We start from the raw sequence: 2,341 nt of genomic DNA on the forward strand, positions 1-2,341 counted from the left end.
ATAATTGAAGAAGGAGACAGGAGACAGGAGACAGGAGACAGGAGGAAAATTACATGGGGATTCTAACCCCAAGTAATTTTGAACACCGTGTAGACGGTGGGGTATTAAACCCACAAAGAAAATGATAATTATAGGTATTGTACTGTTAATCTCTAATAATGACAAAAATCCTGAAAATCTTCATTCTGCTACCACCCCAGAAGAATGTGAAAAAATGGAACAGAAATATGGATGGAAGTTGAAGGATATTAGATGTAATAAAGAACAAGAAATCCTGAAAGTCGATTCCGTTTTTGAGGGAGAATAAACATCATTTGAGGATTCGAGATATGACAACTGAAACCTGGATTGTATACAAAACGGAAAATAGAAATGATTATGGTTGGGAAGAGCGGATGCTGATGCCAAGGGAAAGTTTGACCAACATTCTTTGGGAAAATTGGACTTACCAAGAAAAACCTACTATTCCTAAGATAGGGGATAGAACACGAAATTACAAATCAGAATCTGAAAATTGTTTTACTCATCATGGCCGGGATGGGGATTGGGTTTCATTTCAGTTATCAGTTATCAGTTATCAGTTATCAGTAAGGAAGAAGGTTAAAAATTTTCTTCATCAATTATTTCCCCCTAATCCCTAATCCCTAATCCATCTTTTATTCAAAAATTACTAGACTTTATTCTATGACCAAAAAAGTAGATATTAGCAGTAAACGTATCATTGGAATTAACCCCAGTCGTTGGGTAGAATGGGTGAGTGGAATTACCAATGTTACTATCAAATAAATTGTTTCTTCAGACTTCCAATGGTTAAGTCGAGAAGGGGATGTTTTGGTGAGTGTTTCTAGTCGAGAACATGGAGAATTTCTAGTTCTCAATGAAATGCAATTAAGGTATGATAAAAAAATGCCACGTCGAATGCGTGCTTATGCTGGATTAGCAGAAGAAAAGTATCAAAAACCTGTTTATCCTGTATTAATAAATATCCTCCAACCAAGCGAAACCACAGAAATAGTTAATTGTTACGAATCAGAATTTTTGAATCTGAGAGCTTGCCAAGATTATCGAGTTATTAACTTGTGGGAAGTAGAAGCAGAAGCAGTTTTTCAACAACCTCTTCCCTCTTTACTTCCTTTTGTTTCTATTCTGAAAAATGGAGGAGAAGAAGCAACTGTGAGAAAAGCGTTGCAACTTTTACGGGAGGATGAAGAACTTTCAGAATTAGAAAATTTACTAGGATTTTTTGCTACATTTGTATTAAAGACTGAAATAATACAACAAATAATGAGGTGGGATATGGCAGTTTTACAACAATCTCCTTGGTATCAACAAATATTACAAGAGGGAATTCAAATTGGTAAACAAGAAGGAATTCAAATTGGTGAACAAAGAGGAATACTTTCTGGAATAGAAACAGGATTAGAATTGAAGTTTGGCGAATCAGGAAAAGAGATATTTTCCGAGATTAATACTCTGGAAAATATTCAGGTTTTAGAAACTATTCTTTCCTCTCTCAAAACTGTGGAAACTATTGAGCAATTACGGCAAATTTATCAGTCATATTCTTAAATAGGGAATAGGGAATAGTTAGGAGAAACAGGAATTATAAATTTTAATTTTGTTTCTTTTCTACTTCACTTATTTGTCTATTAGTAATTTTTGTAACTGTAACAAGCAGGATGCTTGAACCGCAAAAACTGTACCGCACCATACTCAAAAGTTCTGTAAATAGGGAATAGGAAGTAGTTAGAATAAACAGGAATTATAAAATTTGAGTTTTGTTTCTTCTCTATTTCTTTTTATTTCTATTCTTAAAGGTTGTAGGGAGGAGAAAACTATTAACTAAAGCAAAAATAGAGTTTGGAGACCAAATCCTTACAGTTTTTTTTTCACGAATCATTTCATTTCGTTGAAATTTAAACAATTTATCTTTTAAACTTCCCCTCTTTCCTCTATAAAATTTTAATTCTAGATTATCTGACCATTCTGGCGATAAAATATCCAGTACAATTTTCCTATTATCAACATCTTTATTACTTTTAATAAAAAGATTTTCTAAATTTTTTTCAGAGATAAACATAGCTAAAAAATGAGGATTTATGGCTTTGGTGCTAAATCGCAATAAATTATGATTGGCAAAACTATGATTATGTTTTGATTGAAATTGTTCGATTTTAAGTTCTAGTTTTTCTTGGTTGAAAAATTGCAAAATAAATGAGCAATTATTTGCTGATTCTACCGACTTTAGTCTAAACTTATTGCTATTAATTTTTTCTACACTAAAGTTTTTGGGAATATGCAGCAAATACTCATATAGATGGAAAATATCATCTATATGAGA

The 2,341-nt window shown here is 32.4% G+C and carries 4 protein-coding genes; 3 read left to right on the forward strand and 1 reads right to left on the reverse strand.

Annotated elements, in window-relative coordinates; all coding sequences use genetic code 11:
• The first annotated feature begins 121 nt into the window (after positions 1-121).
• The 3 genes from F6K13_RS28975 to F6K13_RS28985 all read left to right on the forward strand — a co-directional run bounded on the left by F6K13_RS28975 (position 122) and on the right by F6K13_RS28985 (position 1,569).
• On the forward strand, positions 122-307 hold the full coding sequence (locus F6K13_RS28975) for a hypothetical protein (RefSeq protein ID WP_124154815.1): 186 nt from the start codon (positions 122-124) through the stop codon (positions 305-307).
• Between the two features lie 22 nt (positions 308-329).
• Positions 330-641 carry a hypothetical protein gene (locus tag F6K13_RS28980; protein WP_124154814.1) on the forward strand — a complete coding sequence of 104 codons (312 nt, stop codon included), beginning with the start codon at positions 330-332 and terminating at the stop codon, positions 639-641.
• A 190-nt stretch (positions 642-831) separates the two neighbouring features.
• Entirely contained in the window at positions 832-1,569 is a 738-nt protein-coding gene (locus tag F6K13_RS28985; RefSeq protein WP_287276585.1) for a transposase, read from the forward strand.
• 220 nt (positions 1,570-1,789) lie between these two features.
• On the opposite strand, the gene F6K13_RS28990 is transcribed toward F6K13_RS28985, so the two are convergent.
• A partial coding sequence (locus F6K13_RS28990) for a hypothetical protein (RefSeq protein ID WP_287289279.1) occupies positions 1,790-2,341 on the reverse strand: 552 nt, incomplete at its 5' end.

It is taken from the genome of Okeania sp. SIO2B9 (genome assembly GCF_010672505.1).
GTDB classification, from domain to species: Bacteria; Cyanobacteriota; Cyanobacteriia; order Cyanobacteriales; family Microcoleaceae; genus Okeania; species Okeania hirsuta.

Coding starts and splice junctions, on each gene's coding strand:
- F6K13_RS28975 (WP_124154815.1), top strand. CDS start 122: ATGATAATTATAGGTATTGTACTGTTAATCTCTAATAATGACAAAAAT.
- F6K13_RS28980 (WP_124154814.1), top strand. CDS start 330: ATGACAACTGAAACCTGGATTGTATACAAAACGGAAAATAGAAATGAT.